At 60.6% G+C, this 21,863-nt stretch carries 21 protein-coding genes; 15 read left to right on the top strand and 6 right to left on the bottom strand.

Annotation, left to right across the window (positions count from 1 at the left end; translation table 11 throughout):
- Positions 1 to 137: 137 nt before the first annotated feature.
- Genes Q8M73_11490 through Q8M73_11455 form a run of 8 tightly spaced genes read left to right on the top strand, consistent with a single transcriptional unit; the run spans position 138 to position 9,453 of the window.
- Positions 138 to 398, top strand: coding sequence for a WhiB family transcriptional regulator (locus Q8M73_11490; protein ID MDP2289172.1), 261 nt, complete (start codon positions 138 to 140; stop codon positions 396 to 398).
- Between the two features lie 9 nt (positions 399 to 407).
- A complete protein-coding gene (locus tag Q8M73_11485; protein MDP2289171.1) occupies positions 408 to 3,761 on the top strand; it encodes a glycosyltransferase in 3,354 nt (1,117 codons plus the stop codon).
- The gene (locus tag Q8M73_11480) at positions 3,742 to 5,283 is read left to right on the top strand and encodes a DUF5719 family protein (GenBank protein ID MDP2289170.1); all 1,542 of its coding nucleotides are present in this window, start codon (positions 3,742 to 3,744) and stop codon (positions 5,281 to 5,283) included. The genes Q8M73_11485 and Q8M73_11480 overlap by 20 nt, the downstream gene beginning before the upstream one ends.
- Before the next feature lie 51 nt (positions 5,284 to 5,334).
- On the top strand, positions 5,335 to 5,739 hold the full coding sequence (locus Q8M73_11475) for a DUF3499 domain-containing protein (protein ID MDP2289169.1): 405 nt from the start codon (positions 5,335 to 5,337) through the stop codon (positions 5,737 to 5,739).
- Between the two features lie 38 nt (positions 5,740 to 5,777).
- Positions 5,778 to 7,190, top strand: coding sequence for a phosphomannomutase/phosphoglucomutase (locus Q8M73_11470; protein MDP2289168.1), 1,413 nt, complete (start codon positions 5,778 to 5,780; stop codon positions 7,188 to 7,190).
- 22 nt (positions 7,191 to 7,212) lie between these two features.
- Positions 7,213 to 7,407, top strand: a complete 195-nt coding sequence (locus Q8M73_11465; protein ID MDP2289167.1) for a Trm112 family protein — start codon at positions 7,213 to 7,215, stop codon at positions 7,405 to 7,407.
- 1 nt (position 7,408) lies between these two features.
- Complete coding sequence (manA, locus tag Q8M73_11460) at positions 7,409 to 8,524, top strand: mannose-6-phosphate isomerase, class I (protein ID MDP2289166.1); 1,116 nt, start codon at positions 7,409 to 7,411, stop codon at positions 8,522 to 8,524.
- The gene (locus tag Q8M73_11455) at positions 8,521 to 9,453 is read left to right on the top strand and encodes a cation diffusion facilitator family transporter (GenBank protein ID MDP2289165.1); all 933 of its coding nucleotides are present in this window, start codon (positions 8,521 to 8,523) and stop codon (positions 9,451 to 9,453) included. The genes manA and Q8M73_11455 overlap by 4 nt, the downstream gene beginning before the upstream one ends.
- Here Q8M73_11455 and Q8M73_11450 read toward each other — a convergent pair.
- Entirely contained in the window at positions 9,450 to 10,043 is a 594-nt protein-coding gene (locus Q8M73_11450) for a DUF998 domain-containing protein (protein MDP2289164.1), read from the bottom strand. The two genes, Q8M73_11455 and Q8M73_11450, sit on opposite strands and share 4 nt — an antisense overlap.
- Before the next feature lie 155 nt (positions 10,044 to 10,198).
- Here Q8M73_11450 and ahcY point away from each other — a divergent pair, with 155 nt between their 5' ends.
- On the top strand, positions 10,199 to 11,656 hold the full coding sequence (ahcY, locus tag Q8M73_11445) for an adenosylhomocysteinase (GenBank protein MDP2289163.1): 1,458 nt from the start codon (positions 10,199 to 10,201) through the stop codon (positions 11,654 to 11,656).
- A 55-nt stretch (positions 11,657 to 11,711) separates the two neighbouring features.
- Here ahcY and Q8M73_11440 read toward each other — a convergent pair whose 3' ends face one another.
- Together Q8M73_11440 and Q8M73_11435 are read right to left on the bottom strand one after the other, a co-directional pair.
- Positions 11,712 to 12,338: a DUF305 domain-containing protein gene (locus Q8M73_11440; GenBank protein MDP2289162.1), complete on the bottom strand. Its 627-nt coding sequence runs from the start codon at positions 12,336 to 12,338 to the stop codon at positions 11,712 to 11,714.
- A 52-nt stretch (positions 12,339 to 12,390) separates the two neighbouring features.
- Positions 12,391 to 12,798, bottom strand: a complete 408-nt coding sequence (locus Q8M73_11435) for a DUF6153 family protein (GenBank protein ID MDP2289161.1) — start codon at positions 12,796 to 12,798, stop codon at positions 12,391 to 12,393.
- A gap of 67 nt (positions 12,799 to 12,865) precedes the next feature.
- Between Q8M73_11435 and Q8M73_11430 the strand changes: the two genes are divergently transcribed.
- The gene (locus Q8M73_11430) at positions 12,866 to 13,753 is read left to right on the top strand and encodes a DUF2817 domain-containing protein (protein ID MDP2289160.1); all 888 of its coding nucleotides are present in this window, start codon (positions 12,866 to 12,868) and stop codon (positions 13,751 to 13,753) included.
- On the opposite strand, the gene Q8M73_11425 is transcribed toward Q8M73_11430, so the two are convergent.
- Positions 13,722 to 14,588, bottom strand: coding sequence for an HD domain-containing phosphohydrolase (locus Q8M73_11425; GenBank protein MDP2289159.1), 867 nt, complete (start codon positions 14,586 to 14,588; stop codon positions 13,722 to 13,724). The two genes, Q8M73_11430 and Q8M73_11425, sit on opposite strands and share 32 nt — an antisense overlap.
- A gap of 118 nt (positions 14,589 to 14,706) precedes the next feature.
- Between Q8M73_11425 and Q8M73_11420 the strand changes: the two genes are divergently transcribed.
- On the top strand, positions 14,707 to 15,063 hold the full coding sequence (locus Q8M73_11420) for a VOC family protein (GenBank protein MDP2289158.1): 357 nt from the start codon (positions 14,707 to 14,709) through the stop codon (positions 15,061 to 15,063).
- 19 nt (positions 15,064 to 15,082) lie between these two features.
- Here the strand turns inward: Q8M73_11420 and Q8M73_11415 are convergent, their stop codons facing one another.
- Entirely contained in the window at positions 15,083 to 16,036 is a 954-nt protein-coding gene (locus Q8M73_11415; protein ID MDP2289157.1) for a hypothetical protein, read from the bottom strand.
- Between the two features lie 133 nt (positions 16,037 to 16,169).
- On the opposite strand from Q8M73_11415, the gene mtrA reads away from it, so the two are divergent.
- The 4 genes from mtrA to Q8M73_11395 all read left to right on the top strand — a co-directional run bounded on the left by mtrA (position 16,170) and on the right by Q8M73_11395 (position 21,045).
- Positions 16,170 to 16,871 (top strand): MtrAB system response regulator MtrA, encoded by a 702-nt coding sequence (gene mtrA, locus Q8M73_11410; GenBank protein ID MDP2289156.1) that lies wholly within the window; start codon positions 16,170 to 16,172, stop codon positions 16,869 to 16,871.
- Positions 16,868 to 18,571, top strand: coding sequence for an MtrAB system histidine kinase MtrB (gene mtrB, locus Q8M73_11405; GenBank protein MDP2289155.1), 1,704 nt, complete (start codon positions 16,868 to 16,870; stop codon positions 18,569 to 18,571). The genes mtrA and mtrB overlap by 4 nt, the downstream gene beginning before the upstream one ends.
- Positions 18,568 to 20,289 carry an LpqB family beta-propeller domain-containing protein gene (locus tag Q8M73_11400; GenBank protein ID MDP2289154.1) on the top strand — a complete coding sequence of 574 codons (1,722 nt, stop codon included), beginning with the start codon at positions 18,568 to 18,570 and terminating at the stop codon, positions 20,287 to 20,289. The genes mtrB and Q8M73_11400 overlap by 4 nt, the downstream gene beginning before the upstream one ends.
- A gap of 69 nt (positions 20,290 to 20,358) precedes the next feature.
- Positions 20,359 to 21,045: a ComF family protein gene (locus tag Q8M73_11395; protein ID MDP2289153.1), complete on the top strand. Its 687-nt coding sequence runs from the start codon at positions 20,359 to 20,361 to the stop codon at positions 21,043 to 21,045.
- On the opposite strand, the gene Q8M73_11390 is transcribed toward Q8M73_11395, so the two are convergent.
- Positions 21,038 to 21,829, bottom strand: coding sequence for a GNAT family N-acetyltransferase (locus tag Q8M73_11390; protein MDP2289152.1), 792 nt, complete (start codon positions 21,827 to 21,829; stop codon positions 21,038 to 21,040). The genes Q8M73_11395 and Q8M73_11390 overlap by 8 nt on opposite strands.
- Between the last annotated feature and the right edge of the window lie 34 nt (positions 21,830 to 21,863).

Raw genomic sequence — 21,863 nt, 5'->3', positions numbered from 1 at the left:
GTGTTAATTCTGGGAAAACCATGTCTGATATGTCGGTCTTCAGGTTGACGCGAGCAAATGACACCGGTGTAATACGCCTTCAAGGCAATTGCAATGTTCCAGTAAGGGTCGAGGAGGTCCGATTCGTGACCGACAGCATTTCAGCCGGGGTGATACTGCTTCCGCTGTCCGAGGTCGAAGAGCTCGGTTGGCAGGAACAGGCGCTCTGTGCCCAGACTGATCCTGAAGCATTCTTCCCTGAAAAAGGCGGAAGCACACGTGAAGCAAAGCGTGTCTGCCTGTCGTGCGAGGTACGAGTCGAGTGTCTGGAATTCGCCCTGGAGCAGGATGAGCGATTCGGCATTTGGGGCGGTCTGTCCGAGCGGGAGCGCCGCCGCCTGAAGAAGCGTGCCATCTAGAGTGATCGGGTGCAGTCCGAATTTGAAGAGCGAGAGCTCCAAGCGACTGTCGAGATAGCTCCCGCTGAATTCGAATCCACCGATGCAGGTGCGGCAAGCGAGCAAACCGCAATCGAGGATTTGGCCTGGTCTGAGTGGTTCAGCGAGACTGATGAAGATCAAGGTCCCGCCAGACAAAGGCGCCACCACCACGTCACCGCAGTTCTGGTCAGCCACGACGGTGACACCTGGCTGCCGGCAGTCCTGACCACTTTGGCCAATCAGATCCGTCAGCCAAATGCCTTCGTGGGCGTTGACACCGATTCCAACGACCAAAGCCCGGCCATGCTGCGCACCTCCTTGGGCTTTGACCGAGTCATCACAGCTGACCGCAACGCCGGATTCGGGCAGGCGGTGGCTGCTGGTCTGGAGCATGTGGGCCAGGTCAGGGTGGAGGCCTCGCCGGACGCGGGTGAGCTCATCACGTGGATCTGGCTGCTGCACGATGACAGTGCGCCGGACACCTCCTGTCTGGCGGCGCTGCTTGAAGCCGCCGACGACCAGCCTGATGTGGCAGTCCTTGGTCCAAAAATTCTGGGCTGGCATGACCAGCGACTGCTGCTGGAGGCTGGGTTCAGCGTCACTGGCGCCGGACGTCGCTTCACGGGCCTGGAGCGGCGCGAGCACGATCAGGGCCAGCACGACGGAGTGCGCGATGTTCTCGCGGTGAGTTCCGCAGGCATGTTGATCCGTCGAGATGTGTGGGAGCGGCTCAACGGATTTGATCCGCAGCTTCCGCTCTTTCGAGACGACTTGGACTTCTGCTGGCGAGTGCACCGCGCTGGTGAGCGTGTCATCGTGGTCACCGATGCGGTGCTCCATCACCGTGAGGCCTCAGCTCATGGTCGCCGAGTGGCCGATCTTGCCAAGCACCATCATCGTGCAGATCGCGAGGCAGCTGTCCACGTGCTGCTTGCGCAAAGCCGAGCTTGGGCCAGCCCGTTCATTGCTCTGCGGCTATTGCTCAATAGCGCTGTTCGCGCGCTCGTCTTTCTCCTTGGCAAAGACCTCACGGCTGCTGGTGACGAAGTGCAAGCCGTGCTGCATATCGTCCGACACCCCAGACATCTCGCAGATTCGCGCCATCGGATCCACAAGACCTCAATCGAGCCGGTCTCGGTTGTCTACCGACTGCGTCCAAGTCTTGCCTGGCAGGCGCGACAGGCCTGGGAAGCCCTGCTCGGCATCGCCTCGACAAGCGGGGCATCATCTGGTGGCGCGGCGAGCATTGTCGAAACCGGACCAGGCGATGACGCCTCGGACTTCCTGGACGTCTCTGGCTCAGGACTGGCCCGACGATTGCTCGTGCGACCCAGTGTGGTCCTAGTCCTTGCTCTGGCCCTGTTCTCAATGATCGCCACGCGTGATCTTTGGTGGGGCGATGGAGTGCTGCAAGGGGGCGCGCTCCTGCCCACGCCAGATGGCGCGGCAGACCTTTGGGCGATGTACACACAGGGCTGGCATGACATCGGCCCAGGATCTATCGCGCCAGCTCCGCCATATCTCCTCATGGTCTTTGCCTCAGGAGCAGCGCTGCTGGGCAAGAGCGCGCTTGCAGTGCAGCTCGTCGTGCTGCTGGCAATGGCCTTTGCGGGCTGGGCCGCGTACTTCTGCTTGCGCAATGTCATCAGGAGCAAGCCAGTTCGCATCTGGGCTGCAGCGATGTACGCCGTGCTACCGCCCGTGACGGGCGCGATGACTGCCGGGCGTCTAGGCACCGTCATTGCCGTCATCGCCTTCCCCTTTGCCGTTCGATCATGCGTGCGTCTGGGCACAGGTCACGCAACCCTGCGTCGTGCGGCCGGAACCGCCCTGTTGCTTGCTGTGCTGATTTGCGCGGTGCCGTTCTTCTGGCTCATTGCTGTGATTTTCGCTGTCGCATTCGGCCTGCTGAGTTGGCGTAAGGATCGAGTCGCTGCAAAGCCGCTCGTGCAGCGCCTGGCCATCGCCATTCTTGCTCCAGTTGTGCTGCTTGCGCCGTGGAGCCTGCAGTGGTTCGTGCAGCCTGTGCGTTTCCTGACTGCCTCGGGCGAAAACAATCTGAGCGATCAGGACCTGTCTCCATCGGCCGTGCTGCTGATTCACCCAGGCGGGCCGGGGATGACGCCGATCTGGATCACAGCTGGACTCGTTGTGGCTGGATTACTGGCCTTGTTGCGACGAGATCGACTCATGCCAATTGTGATGGCCATTGGGCTTGGGCTGCTTGGTCTGGCGTTCGCGATGCTGCAGACGATTGTGATGGTGACGCCTCCCGGTGCGACTGATGCGATCAGGCCCTGGCCCGGGCCGGCAACCTTGGTGTGGGGTGCGGGCCTAGTGCTCGCTGCTGCACTTGCGGCTGACGGATTGCGCGATCACATCGGCGGGGCCAGTTTCAGCTTCAATCAGCCGATAGCAGCGGTCGTCACGATTGTTGCGGTACTCACGCCTCTTGCGTGCGCGATTCTGTGGTTCCCCAAGGCGGCTGACGAACTCCATAAGTCATCACCGAGCGCAGTGCCCGCCTTCGTCGCCGCTGACTCGCTGAGTCCGGCAGCTCCGCGCACCTTGATGTTGAGAGCCGATCGGGCTGGCCGAGTGCTCTACACAATGCTGAACGGCCCGGGTCCGGTGCTGGGCGATGCCGACATGGCGCCACCCGGAGAGGTGTGGGAGCCCATTGATGCTGAAGTTGCAGCCCTTGCCTCAGGTCGCGGTGGTAATGAAATCGAAGTGCTCAGTGGCTACGGAGTCCGCTACGTGCTGCTCGCCAAAGGCACGTCAGCGGATCTGATCCCCATCCTTGATGGCGAGCCCGGATTGCGACGACTTTCCAGCGCCAATGGCGAGGTGCTCTGGGGGATTGACGGCGTGACGTCACGGGCACGGTTGCTGACCGATGGCAAGGCCTCAGAATTGAATGTGGTCGGCGGGGAACCTGCTCGGCTGGCTGCTGTTGGCGTTGGCACCGATCCGTACTTGGCCCAGACTCTTGAGGCAGCCGGAGTTGACCGGCAGTTGGTCGTAGGTGCCTTGGCCAATGGTGGGTGGAAGGCAGTGGTCATCGATCCCAAGACCGGCGATGAGACAGGCCTGGAGGCCGTCACGCCTGCTGGCACGCTTGCTTGGTCGCAGGCCTTCACTGTTCCAGCTGGCGCAACGCAGGTGGAAGTTCGCTTTGATGCCTGGACGCGCACCCTGTGGATGTGGATGCAACTGATCGTGCTGATCGTGCTGGTCGTTCTGGCGCTGCCAACACGACGTCTTGATGAAAGCGATCCAGATCTGGATGGCTTTGGCTTTGATGTGCAGGCGGTGAGCCATGAGCACCGAACTTCCTGATGGCGGTCCTTGCCTGGAGCTTGAAGAGTTCGTGAGTGAGCCTTCACAGGCAGGATTCTTCCTTCGCGTCGCGCTGATCAGTGTCGCCTTGATTCTGGGCCTGGGAGTGATCGGGCAGTTCGGCATCAATAATGACGAGGATCTCGCTGTTGCCATGGAACCGATTCAATCCTCGGTGCTGCTGTGTCCTGAACCTGGCGTCGGTGCACAAGCGGGCGCGCGCGTCACAGCTGCGGTGGTGCCGGGCCAAGCAGGTCAAGAAGAGGGCGCCGGGCTGGTGAACCTGACGACCCTGGTTGGCCGGGTTTCGGCCAAGGCGCGGCTCACCGCTCCGGGGGCGCAGACCGAGATCTCTGCAGCTGGCCGCAAGCTTCCGCCTATCCGCGTCGTAGGCACTGGATCGCTGGCGCCGGGCCTGATCGCCAATCAGTGGAGCCGCTCACCTCGCGGTACTGGCCGCGGCATGGCAAGCACGCCTTGCGATTCCGCGGGATCGGATTTCTGGTTTGTCGGCGGCGGCGCGGTTGCTGGTCGACAAACGCGAGTGGTGTTGGTCAATCCGGACAACTTCGCGGCTGTCGTTGATCTGGTGATCTACGGCCCGGGTGGCATTGTGGATGCGCCGGGTGGTCGCGGATTGGTGGTCAGTCCGCTGCAGCGCATGTACGTGCGCATTGATGCATTGGCTCCCGGCGTTGCCACGTCAGCGATCCACGTCATCGCTCGCACCGGGCGCATAGGCGCCTCGGTCGACGATGATCAGATGTCTGGCCTGCAGTCCATTGGCACCGAATGGGTTCCGCGCGCGGCTGCCCCGGCGAAGCATGTCTACGTGCCCGGCGTGTTTCCAGGCAGCGGTGCGCGAGTGCTCGCCATCGCCGCACCCGGAGATCAGGATGCGCAGGTCTCCATCAACGTGATGACCAGCGATGGCACCTTCCAGCCTGCCGAACGTGACCAGATCACTGTGCCAAGTGACAGCGTGGTGAGCATGGACATGTCCAGTGTGACCCAAGGCCAGCCGACCACTTTGGAACTCACATCTGACCAGCCAATCGTTGCGGGTATGCGTCAGTTCTTCGGCAGCCGCAATCAGCAGAACGACACCGCCTACGCATCTGGCGCTCAGGCCCTGATGACCACCGCTGCTGTCAGTGGGCTGCCCGTGCAAGGGGCAACACGAGTGCGCCTGGCTTTGACAGCGCCAAAGGGGGAGTCAAAGGTCAAGATCTCCTTGTATCCCTACCTCGGGCGCGATGTCGTCTCAAGTGCCGTGCAGGAGCGTGAAGTCACGATCCCGGCCGGGACGGTGAAGTGGATTCCGTTGAATCTGCAACAGAATTCGTCCTGGTTCACCGCGGTGGTCACTCCCGTCAACTCCGCTCCATTCCTGGTGGCACACCAGGTGCTGGAGAACTCGCGCTTCGGAGATCTGGTCACTGGCTACCCGTGGCAGGCATTGCGCACTCAGGTTGCTGTGCCCACCGCGATTCAGGACGCCGGGCTGCCTGTTCAGAAGTAGGTTCGGCGCGTCCTGCTCTGACTTGCTCCCCGTGAACGCTAGCGTGCCCGTGTGGCTCGTCGTCGCTGTTCCAAGCCCTCATGTCAGGCCCCTGCGGCCTCTACATTGACGTATGTCTACGCAGATTCGACCGCTGTCCTTGGACCACTGGCCACGTATGCTGAGCCACACTGCTACGACCTTTGCCAGATGCACAGTGAGCGACTGACTGCCCCTCGCGGCTGGGAGATCGTGCGCATCACCCCCGATCCAGATGCGCTGAAGCCGACTTCCGATGATCTTGAGGCATTGGCCAATGCTGTTCGCGAGGCAGCACGACCTCGCTACGTGCCTGGCGGCGACATTGACCACCCACCGGTTCCCAATGGCGCTGTCGAGGTAGCCCGACGCGGCCACCTGCGCATGCTGACGCACGATGAGTCCTACATCGAGCCGAATGCTGACAGGGATTTCTAGTTCATCTGGCTGTTCTGCCCGACCGGTAACCTTCCCCCGTGCGTAATCATCAGCAGGGCAGCCTTGAGCAAGTCATCAAGGCCTATGACATTCGTGGCATCTATCCCGACCAGCTCGACGCCACCCTCGCTTATGAGGTCGGCGCGGCGTTCGTTCGCGTGCTGGGGCTGGCAGCTCATGACGGCGGACCCGGGGCCGTGGTCATCGCCCACGACATGCGCCCATCGGGTCCGGAGTTGGTCGCCTCTTTCGCAGATGGTGTGCAGGACCAAGGCTGCGATGTGGTGCTCATTGGTCTGGCGAGCACAGATGGGCTGTATTTCGCCTCAGGTCGCTTGAACTTGCCCGGAGCGATGTTCACTGCCAGTCATAACCCGGCCCAGTACAACGGCATCAAACTGTGCAAGCAGGAAGCTTCCCCCGTGGGGCAGGACTCCGGCCTGCGCGCTATTCGTGAACTCATCGAGCAGGGTGTTCCGACGTATGAGGGCCCGCGCGGCCAGACTCGTTCGCAGGACATGCTTGCTGACTACGCAAGTTATATGCGTGAGCTTGTTGATGTCTCCTCTGTTCGACCCCTCAAAGTGGTGGTCGATGCGGGCAATGGCATGGGTGGCTACACCGTGCCGGCGGTGCTGCAGGGTGCTGCCGGATTACCCCCGCTTCCGCTTGAGGTCATCTCGATGTACTTCGAACTCGATGGCTCCTTTCCCAATCACGAGGCAAATCCGATTGACCCCGAGACGCTTGTTGATCTACAGGCTCGTGTGGTCGCTGTCGGTGCTGACCTTGGGCTGGCCTTTGATGGTGATGCGGACCGATGCTTTGTCGTCGATGAGAGGGGCGAACTTGTCAGTCCTTCAACTTTGACGGCACTCATTGCTGTGCGTGAGCTGGCGAAGTCACCGGGCTCGGCAGTGATTCACAATCTCATCACCTCGCGTTCGGTGCCAGAGGTCATCATCGAGAACGGCGGCGTTCCTGTGCGCACGCGCGTGGGGCACTCGTTCATCAAGGCGCGCATGGCCGAGACGAATGCGGTGTTTGGCGGCGAGCACTCAGGTCACTTCTACTTCCGTGAGTTCTGGCGGGCCGATTCGGGCATGCTTGCTGCGCTCCACACGATCTCGGCTCTTGGGCACACGCCCGTTGGGACCACGCTGTCATCCATGCTGGCCCAATACATTCGCTACTCGCTCAGCGGTGAGATCAACACCGAGGTTGCTGATCAAGCAGGAGTCACCGCAGCCATCAAGGCTGAGTACAGCCAGTTGCCAGGAGTTGAAGTCGATGAGCTCGACGGCCTGAGCATCACGGCTTCAGATTGGGCATTCAACGTACGCCCGAGTAATACCGAGCCGCTGCTGCGCCTTAATGTGGAGGCCAGGGACCCAGCACGGATGGCCGAGCTTCGCGATGCACTGCTGCAGCGCATGCGCCTCACGTCCTGACTGTCATCGAGGGAGAGCTGTCATGAGCACTGCGCCATTGGGACTTGATCCTGCGCTCTGGCAGGTACTGGCATGCCCATGCGATGCGCACGGCTCACTGAAGGCAGATGAAGCCGCCAGAACGCTGACCTGCACGGTGTGTGGCTTGGTCTTTCCTGTCCGTGATGGCATTCCGGTGATGTTGATCGATGAGGCGACAACGCCAGGTCAGGCATAGCGTGTCGCTGGTCGTGCGGGGGGCGCTGAAGAACTACGACTGGGGAGTCGTTGATGGCTTGGCCCCATGGGTCGGCGCCAGTACAGGTGAAGCGCAAGCCGAGCTCTGGTACGGCGCGCATCCCAGTGGCCGATCGCCGCTGGTCGGGGCAGATGGCATTGCGACCGGCGCCTTCCTGAATCCCGATGTTTTCGGCGGCGATGTACCGATCCTGGTGAAGTTTCTCGCCGCAGCCCGCCCGCTTTCAATCCAGGTGCATCCGCCGGCAGAGTTTGCAGCCGATGGCTACAAGGCCCAGATCGCCACGTCTGATTCACTGCCGGTGTTCGCAGATCGGTCCGAAAAGACCGAAATGCTGATCGCCCTCGAGCCTTTCGAGGCACTGGCTGGTTGGCGCGAACCAACAGAATGCGTGAGTTTCCTGCGCGCATTGCAGTCGGCTGTTGACGATTTTGATCCCAGCGCTGCGATTGCTGCGATTGTCGATGGTGATTTTCCGGCAGCGATTCCTCCCTTGTTGGAGAGCAATTCCATCGCGGCCATCGCCGCTCTTGGACAGTCGGCGCAGTTCATCGGCTTGCCGCAAGCAGAGGTCGATGCCTATCTGCTGGTATCGGCTGACTATCCGGCGGATCTGGGTGCTCTGCTCACTCCCTTGCTGTCCTTTCGGGTGCTGCAGCCTGGCCAGGCTTTGTTCGTGCCTGCCGGAATTCCGCACAGTTACATACGCGGCATCGGCATCGAGGTGATGACCTCCAGCGACAACGTGATTCGTCTCGGCCTGACCTCCAAGGCGGTGTTCCTTGATCAGGCGCTGCAGGCGCTTGACCGCGAGATTCAGCCGCAGTTCATCGGTGCAGAGATTGGCGAAGGTATTGATCCGGCAGGTGCTCCATTTCGTGCGCAACTCACGCGTGAGGGTGCCGAAGAATTGGCAGGCGGGGCTTTTCGAGTCGTGCTGTCCATTGAGGGCAAGGCAACGGTGACCTGCATGGGTCAAGAGATTGTCTTGTTTCCGGGCATGGCCAATGTGATCGCGGCAACCGAGCCGGAGGCCGTGGTTCGCGCAGAAGGGCTCACGGCAATCGTGCAAGCAACGCGATCGGAAAGCACATGAGCACAGAAGGCGGAATGAAGGCTGTCATTGCGGCGCTGATGGCAAACCTTGGCATCGCGGTCAGCAAGTTCGTGGCCTTCGCGTTCACCGGGTCCTCGTCGATGCTGTCTGAAGCCATTCACTCAGTCGCCGACTCCGGCAATCAGATCCTGCTGCTGATCGGTAATAAACGCTCCAACAAGCCAGCCGATGAGCATCATCCCTTCGGATACGGGCGCCGTCGCTATGTCTATGGCTTCGTCGTAGCCATCGTGCTGTTCATGGTCGGTGGTCTGTTCTCGTTGTACGAGGGCATTCACAAGTGGCAGCACCCTGAGCCGCTTGATGACTGGTGGATCGCTGTTGTCGTACTCCTCGTGGCGATTGTGTTGGAGAGTTTCAGTTTCCGCACGGCTATTCGCGAGGCCAACCGCGCGCGCGGAAAGCGCTCGCTTGGCAAATTCGTGCGCGATGCACGTCAGCCTGAACTGCCTGTCATTCTGCTTGAAGACTTTGGTGCATTGATCGGCCTTGTGTTTGCGCTGACTGGTGTCGGGATGGCAGTCATCACGGACGACGGTCGCTTCGATGCTCTCGGTGCGATGGCAGTCGGCACCTTGCTCGTGGTCATTGCCATCTTCTTGGCGATGGAGATGACGACCATGCTGGTAGGAGAAAGCGCACTTCCGGAAGAAGTTGACGCAATTCGTGCAGCACTTGAATCATCGGACGGTGTATTGCGTGTTATTCACCTGCGCACGATGCACGTTGGTCCAGATGAGCTGCTCGTAGGAGCCAAGATTTCGATCGCGAACAGTGGCACGGGCCAAGACATCGCAGCGGCAATTGATGCCGCAGAGAAGTCGCTGCGCGCAGCAGTCCCCACAGCCAGGTACATCTTCCTGGAACCTGACATTGATCGCGAGGCTTCACTTCCGACAGTGATCTAGTTTCGACGCTGAAGCTTCCAGATCGAGGCTGCTGCGGCCAGTGGCCAAAGGTTCAAGACGACTGCCGCGCTGCGTTCAGCCAGTCCCACGCGGTGTGCGTCGGCCACCACTGAAGCGAAGAACCAGCCGGTGGCAATCACCAGCACTGACCCGGCCGCAACAGCCACGGCTGGGCGCAGTGCCCATGCAGTTGATGGCCCGCGCTGCCAGCTCAGCAATGGCCAGACAGCAAGAGCAGCGAATGATCCTGCGGCGACAACGCCGTGCACCGGCGCCGCTTGTCCGGCAGTGGGAAGAGGATTCAAGGCGACAAGGAGCGTGAAGACTCCGCCAGTGCCAAGCAGAACTCGCCCCGCTGGAGCTACGGGTCGCAGCGCCACTGCCGTGCCGATCTGACTTGCTCCCACTGCAAGAAGTGCTGTGCTCATGACCCAGCGGTTCTTTGCATCGGCCCCAGCCAGAGCGCTGATGGTCTGCGTCGTTGCATCGAAGCCCTCGGGCTGCAAGCGGGCCGCGATCGTCCAGCCGGCCACGAGCAGGATCGGGGCGGCTGCCGCTGAGATCAGCCCCCACTTGGGCATGCGTGGCATCCGGGCAGACTATGGCTTCCTCGTTTTCGTCACATTTCGCCCCATGGAGCGTCGCGCTTTGGCCCTGCGCGCCATCTCTGGCAGAATCATCTCGCCGGACCAACGAAGCCTCGTGACGTTCGCGCCCAATCCGCAACACTCACGAGGAGAAATCTATGTCCGTGTTCAAAGCTGATGGCACCCCCGACTTCAAGGTTGCCGATCTGGAGCTGGCCGAATTCGGCCGCGATGAAATCCGTCTGGCCGAGCACGAGATGCCGGGCCTGATGGCCATGCGCGTGGAGTATGGCGACAGCAAGCCGTTGACTGGTGCTCGTATCACCGGGTCATTGCACATGACCGTCCAGACCGCGGTGTTGATCGAGACTCTCGTTGATCTCGGTGCCGATGTGCGCTGGGCCTCGTGCAACATCTTCTCCACCCAGGATCACGCTGCAGCGGCGATCGTGGTTGGCCGCGACGGCACCGTCGCGAAGCCAAGTGGCGTACCGGTGTACGCATGGAAGGGCGAGTCGCTCGAGGAGTACTGGTGGTGCACAGAGCAGATCCTGGAATGGCCAGATGGCAAGGGCCCGAACATGATCCTGGACGATGGTGGCGACGCCACTCTTCTTGTGCACAAGGGACGCGAGTTCGAACTTGCTGGTGCAGTGCCGGCAACGGATGAGAGCCACTCCGAGGAGTACCGGGTCATTCTGCACACCCTTCGTGAGTCACTCGCAAACTACTCCGACAGATTCACCACCATCGCTGACGGAATCAAGGGCGTCACAGAAGAGACGACCACTGGTGTGCACCGTCTGTACGAGATGCTGCGTGCGGGTGAATTGCTCTTCCCGGCCATCAATGTCAACGACTCAGTGACTAAGAGCAAGTTCGACAACAAGTACGGCTGCCGTCATTCACTCATTGACGGCATCAACCGTGCGACCGACACTCTCATCGGCGGCAAGGTTGCCGTGGTCTGCGGCTACGGCGATGTCGGCAAGGGCTCGGCCGAGTCACTGCGTGGCCAGGGTGCTCGCGTCATCATCACTGAGATTGATCCGATCTGTGCGCTGCAGGCAGCCATGGATGGCTACCAGGTAGCTCGCATCGAGGATGTCATCGGCTTGGCAGACATCTTCATCACCGCCACTGGCTGCTATGACGTCATCACTGCGGATCACATGGCGCAGATGAAGCATCAGGCGATCGTGGGCAACATCGGTCACTTCGACAATGAGATCGATATTGCTGGACTTGGCACTCTTCCCGGCATCAAGCGCAAGACCATCAAGCCACAGGTTGATGAGTGGACCTTCGCTGATGGCCACTCGATCATCATGCTGTCCGAAGGTCGCCTGCTGAACCTAGGCAACGCAACGGGCCATCCTTCATTTGTGATGAGCAACTCCTTCACCAACCAGGTCCTCGCGCAGATCGAGCTGTTCACCAAGCTCGATCAGTACCCGCTTGGCGTCTACACCCTGCCCAAGCACCTTGACGAGAAGGTTGCCCGTCTGCACCTTGAGGCCCTTGGTGTGCAACTCACCGATCTCACCAAGCAGCAGGCCGAGTACTTGGGTGTCGATGTTGCCGGCCCGTACAAGCCGGAGCACTACCGCTACTGAGTTCAAGGCAATGAGGGGTGGATGCCGGCGTCGGCATCCACCCCTCATGCATTTCCTATGAATCCAGAAACTCCTGCATCTGGGCAATCTCGGCCTGCTGCGAGGAGATGATCCCCTTTGCCAGAGCCGCCACGTCAGGGTTCGAGGAGTTCTCAACCGCCTGGGCCATGTCTATCGCGCCTTCGTGGTGGGCAATCATCAGTTCGGCGTACAGCCGGTCGAATGCTGCACCCTTGGCAGCTGCCAACTTGTCCATGTCCTCGTCAGACACAATGCCGGCCATTCCATGCCCACCGTGGGCGGACATGGAATCCATCATCGTCATACGAGGCATGCCCCAAGTGTCCAGCCAGCCGGCCATCAGTTCGATCTCTGGCTGCTGGGCGTTCTGAATCGTCATCGCAAGATCCTTGATGAATGTCGACGAGGCTCGTTCTGGGGCCAGTTGTGACATCTCCACGGCTTGTTCGTGATGAGGAATCATCATCTGGGAGAAGGAGATGTCTGCAGCGGAGGCCTGGTTTGCATCGTTGTCCATCATCATGCCTGAGGTGCCCGGGCTTGACTGATTCATCATGTCGCCCGAAGTGGGAGACGTGGTATCGCTTGAGCATGCCCCAAGCGACAATGCTGCGAAGAGCGAGAGAGCGCAGACGGCTCCCAGTTTCATTTTTGTGTTCATGTTGAGCCTTTCAGTTGAGGGAGGTGAGATGTGTGCGAGAAATCAGCACATGTCACGTCCGCGAAACTGACAGCGCGAGCAGATCGGGAGGACTTGGCGGCCACAACTGCCGAATGCGAGTGACGCTCTGCACAGTGCGCTGGCGGGCGCGCAGCCAGTCCTTGGGGGATTGTGGCCGGAGCAGAATGACAAAGGCAAGGATTGCCAAGCACATGGCAATCAGGCACGCGCACCCAAGCGCTGAGTTGGAGTGGGAGTGGCTTGGTGAAGGACTCGAATTGGCTGTGACCGGCATCGCCATGCCCGCAGGCTCGGCCGCAATTGCGACCGAGGAAGCGCTCGTCGCGTGCTGGAGGTCATCACATTGAGCCAGCGAGAGATGATGCATGGACACCAAGCCAAGGAACAGCGCAACGGTCGCGAACAGGCGCAGGAGTCCGGCGCGCTGAGTCCCCTTCACATCCCAATTGTGCGCCTCTTGCGTTCGGCTTGACTATTGGCCCGCGATTTGGGACATGATCATCTTGATGTATTCGTTCCGGATCGCCATTTCTGCGGGGCTGGCTGCGCTCATGATGTGCCTGCTTTTTGCTGGCAGCGAGCCGGGATTTGCTGCGAATTCAAGTGGCACGCCACAGACCATCGGCAAGTCGGTGAAGGGTCGTGCGATTGTTGCGACCCATCGGGGACCAGAATCAGCGCCTGTCCGGATCGTGGTACTTGGCCAGATGCATGGCAATGAGCGCGCAGGTCGGCGCATAGTGAGCTTGTTGCAGACTCGCGTGCTTCCGGCTCATGTCCAACTCTGGCTCATCTCCACAGTGAATCCCGATGGTGCGGTGCTTGGAACGCGTCGCAATGCCAACAAGGTCGACATCAATCGCAATTTTCCCAGCCAGTGGAGGACCAGCAAGAAGCGCTCGCCCTATTACCCCGGTCCAAGTGTGGCAAGTGAGCCAGAGACGCAAAGCCTGATGGCCTTCCTCAGCGAGGTGAAGCCGACGGCGGTCCTGTCATTTCATCAGGCGTACGGGATGGTCGACGACCCCTATCCGCGTGGGCATGCGGCTGCCAAGAAGTTCGGCGCGCTCTTGGGCCTGCCCACTGGGATTGTTCCCTGTCGGGGTGTGTGCAGGGGGACAATGACAGCCTGGGTGAACTCCGAGTTGCAGGCCATCGGGCTCACCGTTGAATTGCGCTCCAAGGTCACGCCTGCAGGGGCGCAGCGCGCAGCATCGGCGGTCATCGGGCTCGCAGCCTGGCTGGCGGGCACTCCAGTGCCCACCCCTGCTCTTACGCCGGCACCCGAGCCGACAGCTTCGCCAACTCCAACGCCAATTCCCACGCAAGATCCAAACTTTGTTCCTGCCCCAACCCCAAGCCTCATCCCACCTGAACCTGCAGATCTTCAATGAGTGCGCAGAAGGCATCGACCACTTCCGGGTCAAAGTGTGAGCCTGAACCTGCTTTGATGTGCGCGAGCACTTCAGCCATGGGCATGGCCACCCGATACACGCGCTTTGTTGACAGCGCATCGAACACATCCACCACTGTAAAGATGCGAGCCCAAAGTGGAATGTCGGTACCGCTCAGACCCTGCGGGTACCCGGCGCCGTCCCAGCGCTCGTGATGGCAGTAGGGGATGTCCATCGCGTCCTTGAGGAACTCAATCGGCTCCAAGATGTGCATCGCGATATCCGGGTGCTGGCGCATCAATGCCCACTGCTCTTCGTCGAGGGGGCCAGGAAACTGCAGGACGGCATCGGGAATGCCGATCTTTCCGATATCATGCAGAAGAGCGCCGCGGTAGATGATGGGCAGGTCCTTGGCGTCTACCCCCATGGACTTTGCCAGCAGCACGGTGAGTGAGGCAACGTTCTGAGAGTGCTCTGCCATGTCGGGCTCGCGGGCATCCATGGCCATGGCCCAGCCCAGAAGGCTCTCATCCCAGGCAGCCTGCAGATTCTCATTCGCCGTGGCCAATCGCTTGATGTACAGGTGCACCGCGAGGTACAGCACGAAGGCTGAGATGGTGACAAACACCAGGCCCTTCGCCGATTGCGCCCATGCAGCGAAGTCGCTCTCAGGAAGCAGCAAGTCAACGGCTCGATCGGAACCGAGTATCCACAAGATGGAGAGCAGCAGATATGCAGTGGCGATCTTCGCTGCGAAATCGAAGTGCCGTGGGATGAGTGCCTGCCGCGGCGGCCGCAGGGTGGGGATTTGATGGTGGGAACGGTGGGTGTGCACGCTGCCTCCTGCCCCAATACCGGAGACGAGTCTCCCTATTTGGCACGGTACTCCGAAAGCGACCAACGGGGCAGGCATTCGACTCGTTGCCGCACTGCCCGGTCCTTAGGATCACCGCATGAACGACATCCTGGGACTTGCCACCGTCATCTTTCCTACGGCTGACCTTCAAGCATCAAAATCCTGGTGGGCACAGGCCTTGGGCAAGCAGCCATATTTTGACGAGCCGTTCTATGTCGGCTTCGAGCTGAATGGCTACGAGCTCGGCATCAACCCCGGCGCTTCGATTGCGGACGGGCCAGTGGCCTATTTGCGCACTGACAACATCGTTCGGGCGTTCTCAGACTTCATCGACAACGGCTGCACAATTGTTGGTGGCATCAGCGCGGTCGGTGAAGGCATCCGCGTAGGCGAACTGCGCAACCCCGAAGGCTTTGTCTTCGGGGTGATAGAAAACCCGAACTTCACCAAGTGAGTGCAGTGCTGACGGACCGCTAGTCGGCTTGGATCGTCAGGATCGTGACTGGCTGGCCGCCCGTGACAGCCCGGGAGGTCGTCACAGACGCTGAACTCGTGGATCCATCGGCCTTGCGAATCTCCACGCGGCCATCTTCAGGGATGTTGTAGTTCGATCCGACTGTCACCCCCATGCCAAGCAATGCCTGAGCTGCCGGGTTGGCATGCAGCACCTGCTGCTCATCTGAAAGCAGCAGTACGCCGTCATTCATGGTGGCGACGACATGTGTGAAGGGTTCAGTCGCCATATTGGTGCGGTCCTCATGGCGAGCGGCTTCACTGTCGTCAGCACGTTTGATCGCTCGTTCGCTGATCAAGGAGAGCACGATGGCGAGGACTGTGATGAAGAGCGTGATCACCAATTCGGCCGTGATGACGAACTTCCAGTTGTCATTGCCTCTGTCGGTGGCTCCAGTCAGACCCAGGCGCGCAGATGCCACCGACAAAGCCACCTGCTCGTCGACCTCCAGGAACACCGCTCCATTGATGATGCTTGCGACACCAGCTGGCGTGTACTGCGCCGAGAGCGCAAGGTCCACAGCCTTGCTTGCCTCTGCGGTATATGCCTCGATAGATGCTTCTAGTTCGGCTGAACCGGGTGCATGTGGTGTGGTCACTTTGCTCATCGAATTCTTATAACCAGGGTTGAGCTCTTCAAGGGCGGCGAGCATCGCATTGCCCTCGCCAGCGACGTAGCCCGCAGCTGCGCCCTTGAGGTTGTAGTTCAGCGACTCACGACTGGATTCGGTGCGACTCAGGATCGTGGATTGCGTGTTGTAGCCGTTGATCTCATCGATGATCTTGTTTGCGTAACTGAACCAGATAGCGCCGACCACGACGGGCAGTAGACACAGGACCACGAGAATGACGCGACGCCGAATCTTGTTTCGCTGCTTGCGGGAGTTCGCATTGCGATCACGTTTAGACGCCACTGACTCACAGACCCTTCTCGGAGGAATACGGAAGGCTAGCCGCTGTACCGCTCTTGGGAGCATAGTTTGGGCCGATCCGTGCACTTTGCGTGCGGTACTGGGTATGGCGCAGTTTGAGTGGCACCATGAGGGTATGAATCAACCCTCAGACTTTGGCACGCTCGGAAAGGTTCTGGTCGTCGATGACGATGCAGCGCTCTCAGAGATGCTGGGCATCGTGCTGCGGCAAGAGGGATTCTCCGCGGAATTCTGTGCTGACGGTTCATTGGCGCTGGATCGATTCCGCGCTGTCCAGCCAGACATCGTGCTGCTGGATGTCATGCTGCCCGGAATGAACGGCATAGAGATCTGTCGGGCAATCCGCAAGGAATCCGGCGTCCCGATCGTGATGCTCACGGCACGCAGCGACACCGTTGATGTGGTCGTGGGGCTGGAATCCGGGGCAGACGACTACGTCGTCAAGCCCTTCAAGCCCCGTGAGCTCATTGCCCGACTGCGAGCGCGTGTGCGCCGTGGTGACGATGCCGCGGCCCAACCGCTGGCTATTGGCGATCTACGCATAGATGTGGCAGGCCACAAGGTTTCGCGCAACAGCGAGATGCTTTCGCTGACCCCCTTGGAGTTTGACCTGCTGGTCTGCCTGGCACGCAAGCCCGGGCAGGTCTTCACGCGTGAGGCCCTGCTGCACGATGTCTGGGGCTACCAGCACGCAGCGGACACTCGACTGGTCAATGTGCACGTGCAAAGGCTCCGGTCCAAGGTAGAGCGCGATCCAGAGCGTCCCGAATACGTGCTCACCGTGCGGGGGATTGGCTACAAGGCAGGACCCGCTTGACCTCGATTCGCTATTCGCGGCCACGCCTTGCCGCGGCGCTGAGTCCAGCTGCCGCGCCTTTCCGGTGGCTCAAGCGCGGCTGGCGCGGCTCCCTTCTCCTACGCATCACCACGATCACCCTGGTGTCCTCTCTCATTGTGTTGACCGTTCTCGGCGTCTCCTTGCTCAGCAAGGTCACGACCGGCCTGATGGGAGCCAAGGAGCAGACTTCGATCGCTGAAGCTTCGGCGGGATTGATTGAGGCCCAACGAATCATTGAAGCGGCGGAGGCATCGCCGACGGCGCCCTCGCCTTCCCGTTTGGTGGATGCCATCGTGGCCGGGCTGGGATCGCAAGGCGGAACCTCAACACAGTTCGACATCCTGCTGCTCGCTGCCCAGCCGGGACAGGCGCTCCCCGAACGTGGCACGAATCTGGTGTCCACCTCCAGTATCGATCCCGAACTTCGTGTGGCGTTGAATCAAGACCAGACGCAGTTGTGGACCTATGACCCAATCCGCTACATCAATGGTCTCAGCGTCCCCGGATTGCTCGTTGGTGCGCCGCTTGAGATTCCGTCGCTTGGTCGCTATCACCTGTACTACCTGTTTCCGCTGACTCAAGAGCAACAGACCCTTGACCTGGTTCGAGGCGCAGTGCTGTTGACAGGCGCGCTGCTCCTGGTGCTGCTCACGCTCATCGCTCGACTGGTGACTCGACTGGTGGTCAATCCGGTGCGTGAAGCCGCGCGTACTGCTGCATTGCTTGCTGACGGGCAACTCTCCGAACGCATGACGGTTCGCGGTGAGGACGAGCTGGCACAACTGGCCACTACCTTCAACGAGATGGCCGAGAGCCTGCAACAGCAGATCAAGCAGCTGGAAGAGCTCTCGCGCGTGCAGCAGCGATTCGTGGCTGACGTCTCGCACGAACTTCGTACCCCGTTGACAACTATTCGCATGGCAGCAGACCTGATGTTCGAACGGCGGGTGGAGTTTGACGCAGCGACAGCGCGAGCCGCGGAGCTGCTTCAGAATCAATTGGACCGCTTCGAGGAACTGCTGGTTGATCTGCTGGAGATTTCGCGTTTCGATGCCGGCGTTGCGGTCCTGGATCTTGAAGCCTGTGACGTGAACGCCCTTGTTGCTCGCGCAGTTGAGCAAGCGCGACCTTTGGCCACGCGCATCGATACCAGCCTGGAACTCGTTGCCTCGCCCGATCCGGCGCTCGTTGCAGCAGACAGCAGGCGCATCAACAGAGTCGTACGCAATCTTCTGGACAACGCAATCGAACACAGCGATGGCAAGGGCGTCGTTGTCACCGTCGGCACGAATGAGGATGCAGTCGCGATTTGCGTCCGTGACTATGGGCTTGGCCTGCGACCGGGTGAGTCTGGGCTGGTGTTCAACCGCTTCTGGCGCGCGGATCCGGCGCGGGCACGCACCACGGGCGGAACTGGACTGGGCTTGTCCATTGCATTTGAGGATGCCCGACTTCACGGTGGTTGGCTTGAGGCCTGGGGTGAGCCCGGACTTGGATCCAACTTCCGACTCACCTTGCCGCGGGTCGCCCGAGAGCCGTTGACGCGCTCACCGCTGCCATTGGTGCCAGTGAACTTCGAAGCCGTTGAATCCGCGGACTCTTCGGCAGTGCGCTTGGACACCATTCCGGGTCCGGCGTCAAAGGGATTCCAACTGCCACCACGATCGGGACGCACATGAAAGTCCTGAGATTTGCAGCGGCGCTGACTGCCTTCGGCTTGCTCCTGAGTGGCTGCGGCGTACTGCCATGGTCATTGACCGCGCAGGTGCCTGAAGGCGGCTCGATTCAGCAGGGCGATGCCAGCGCCGCCAATCGTGAAGACCAATTCATTCGGGTGATCCCGCAGAGTCCGCGCAAGGGGATGTCGCAAGCAGAGATTGTGCAGGGATTCCTGGATGCCTCGGCTGCATTCGAGGATGATCACGCTGTCGCGCGTGAATTTCTCACGTTGAAGGCTGCGAACCTGTGGGCTCCCGATTCAGAAGTACGCGTGTTCCGGGGTGCGCCCGATCTCGTGCAGAACGGGTCCGTCGTGCGCTTTTCTGCGCCCCTGGCAGGCACGATCTCCGAGCGAGGCACGTACCAGATCGCCAGCCCTGATGCCACGCTCAATGCCGAGTTCTCCTTGGAACGGCAAGACGATGAGTGGCGGATTGCTGAACTCCCACAGGGGCTGGAACTGTCCACGATCGATGTTGACCGGGCCTTTCGGCCGTTGTCGGTGTATTACTTCAATCCGCAGTTCAGCACCCTGGTTCCCGACGCGCGGATGATCCCGGTACCAGGCAATGGCGTTGCGACCGGGCTCATGCGGGCACTGCTCAATGGGTCTGATCCGTGGCTTGCCCCGGCAGTCAAGACTGCCTTCCCGCTTGGCGTGAGGCTCAACTTCAACTTCGTCGGCATCAACTCCGGGGTGGCACGGGTTGATCTGACTGCCGATGCGCTCTTCGCATCGGACAGTGAGCGCATGCAGATGGCGCAGCAGATCGTCTGGACTTTGCGTCAGCTGCCCGACGTGAGTGCAGTGAGCATCACTGCAGGTGGTCAATTGCTCACAATCGCTGGCGTGCCCTATCCGATTCCCCGCGACGAATGGCCAACCATTGATCCTTCAGGCCTGGAGCCTGGCGCTGAAGCGGTGTTCGCCAACGCCAATGGGATCTCACGGCTGACCAATGGCCGGGAAAGGCCGATCGTCGGATATCCATCAACATCAAACTCGACGTTCACTCAAGTCGTGGTGAATCGCTTTGGTGGCCTGCTCTCAGGAGTCGACCCGCTTGGTCGCGTGTGGAGTGCCCTGATCGAGGCAAACACCACCTGGGCGCAACTGCCCATCACTCGACCAACGCAATGGCTGGAATTCGACGCCAGTGGCGGGCTGTGGATGTGGGATCCATCCAATGGACTGGCAGTCTGGGATGCGCCTGGACCAATCAAGGACATCACGGTGACCGGGCTGCCTCCCGGAGCCAGCCTGGTGAAAGCCGTGCCCTCGCGTGACGGCACCCGAGCCGCGCTGATTCTTCGCAAATCTGGTACGACATCGGTCTATTTGGCGCGCATTGAGCAGGACGTCGAAACCGATCGGCGCGTCATTTCGGGAGCGCGGGCCTACGCGCCGAGTGCTACTGGTGTGCTTGATGTGGATTGGTCAAGCGCAAACTCGCTGGCATTCATCGGGCGGACCGGAAATGGTGATCTGCAGGCCTTCGATCTGGATCTGGCTTCGGGAGCGCTCACCCCGCAAGGTGGTCCAGATGAGCCCGAGACCATTGCTGCTGCTCCTGGACTGCCAGTACTCATTGCGGCAGCCGACGGCGTTGTCTATCAACTCGATGCTGGCACTTGGACCGTGCGGGCCCCCGGTTGGTCACCTGCATATCCGAGTTGATCTGTGGATTTCATCCACAGTCGGGTTAGTCATCGGGCGATGTGAGAATGCGCGAAGTCATCATTCGCCATGCACTTGATGCAGCAGCTCCTGGCAGAGGTCAGGGAACTCTCGCAGGATCTTGCAGATGTGTCACTGTCTCGCGTGTGCGTTGGTTGCGGGCGCGAGTGCGCAGTGCTGTGCGATCGATGCCAAGCGCGCCTTCCGATGACTGCCGCGAAACGAGATCACGATCCCTTGATCTGGTACGCAGGGGAGCATGAAGGCCTCGTGCGTGATCTGGTACTTGCGCATAAGGAGCGAGGAGTCCGTGCGGTGACTCACATTCTGGGACGCCTGCTTGCAATCTCTACGTGGCATGCGGTGGATGGCTGGTTCGCGTCGCCGATCACTTTGGTCCCGGTTCCGCCGCATCGAAGCTCTATTCGTTCCCGCGGACGGGACAGCCTGGGCGAGATCGTGCAGTCCTCGGCTCGAGTCCTTCGTGCCCGCGGACGGTCGATTGCTGTTGCACCGGTATTGCAATGGCGTCGCGAGAATGAAAGGCACGCTGGACTCTCGGCCAGTGCGCGGTGGGAACTCAACAATGCATTCCTTGTTCGATCGCGTACTGCACTGCCAAGGATGGCTGTTGTTGTTGACGATGTCGTCACTACAGGCGCGACCGTCGCTGAGGCGGTGCGTGTTCTCAGAGCTGCCGGTGTTGATGTACAGGCAGTTGCCTGCGTAGCGAGTAGGAGTCGAGGAACTAGGTAAGCCGCGTGATGCCTTCCTGCACGCCCTTCAGGACGGCCTCCATCCGCGACTTGGCGGGAAGCTTCTCCAAAATGCTGCGCACGTGGTTCTTCACAGTGTTCTCGCTGATGCCGAGAGTCTGGGCGATATCGCGATTGGACTGCCCCGCTGCCATTGCATGAAGGACTTCGCGTTCTCGACGTGTCAACTGAGGTCCCGTCCAGACCTGGCCCCCAGCCATGTCAATCAAGTCGTCGGCGAGCAGATCTGCGTACCAGCAGTCCATGAGTTCACCTCGGTGTACAAGGCCTCTGCGCATCGGCTGCTCATGCACAGCAAAGCCGGCTGATTGAGCAACGGCCCGGGCAGCTTCATTGCCAAGAAGCGCTCTCCAGGTGATGACATTGACGTCTAGTGAACTGAAGCCCCACCGGCATGCCAGTCGCACAGCTCGGGTGGCAATGCCGCGGCCCCGCAGCCACGGAGCCACGAGAAAACGGACGGTGGCCGCTCCATGCCCGTCTGGCTGCAAATGAACCGATCCCGACCATCGGTTGTCGGTGTCAGCGATCACCCAGGTCGGCTGATCCCACCAGTGAACAGGATTGGTCACCTTGTCCACCCAGGCCCTGGCGTCCTGCTCGGTATAGGGACTGGGCAGATTGGTCCAGCGCGCGACTTCAGGGTCCTGGCAGCCATTGGCGATGGTGGGAATATCGCGACTCTCAGGCAGGCGCAGGAGCACAACCCCATCGGTGAGGGTCGGGGGATTCTTAGGCGCCATGGGCCGTGAAGCAACTGACACGTCAGGCAGTCTTGCAGGGCACCGGGGCGTGAGG

The sequence above is a fragment of the Actinomycetota bacterium genome, assembly GCA_030684515.1.
In the GTDB taxonomy this organism is placed as follows: domain Bacteria; phylum Actinomycetota; class Actinomycetes; order S36-B12; family S36-B12; genus UBA11398.
The sequence above is the reverse complement of the archived record's forward strand: the minus strand, read 5'-3'. Positions and strand labels throughout refer to the sequence as shown.